Source organism: Agrobacterium sp. MCAB5, from assembly GCF_052114365.1.
Classification (GTDB): Bacteria; Pseudomonadota; Alphaproteobacteria; order Rhizobiales; family Rhizobiaceae; genus Agrobacterium; species Agrobacterium tumefaciens.
The window spans coordinates 1-401 of record NZ_JBFREP010000315.1 but is presented as its reverse complement, the minus strand read 5'-3'; the positions used below and the strand labels follow the sequence as shown (position 1 = coordinate 401).

At 53.1% G+C, this 401-nt stretch carries 1 protein-coding gene; it reads right to left on the bottom strand.

From position 1 onward, the window contains the following. Positions 1 to 174: 174 nt before the first annotated feature. Positions 175 to 393 (bottom strand): helix-turn-helix domain-containing protein, encoded by a 219-nt coding sequence (locus AB4Z23_RS28795; protein WP_441361352.1) that lies wholly within the window; start codon positions 391 to 393, stop codon positions 175 to 177. Positions 394 to 401 lie beyond the last annotated feature (8 nt).

Genomic DNA, 401 nt, shown 5'->3' with positions numbered 1-401 from the left:
ACCCGTTGGCCGCCATCATATGGAATGGAGAAATCAAAAGGGGCGATGTCAGAAACTCCGCCGCGTACTCGAAGTAAGCCCTCCGTTCCTTGCCACTCCAGGCGAGGGTACCGAGTTTCCTCTCGTTCCCTTCGAGATTCAGATAAACCTTAATCTGCTGGATTGGCTTGAACTTCATTTCCGGCGCACACGCTGCTTGAGAGGACGATCAATGACATCATCGATATTCTGCGGCGGCCGACCTGGAAACAAGCGTTCGAACTCCGCCTCCGCCTCAAGGGCAAACGCAATTTTCACAAGGCTCTCGAGCGAAATTTTCCCGGTTTCTTCAAATAGCCTCAACGATCCGTAGGACACATTCGATCTCGAAGCCAGTTCACGCTGGGTCTTCACGCTGGGTC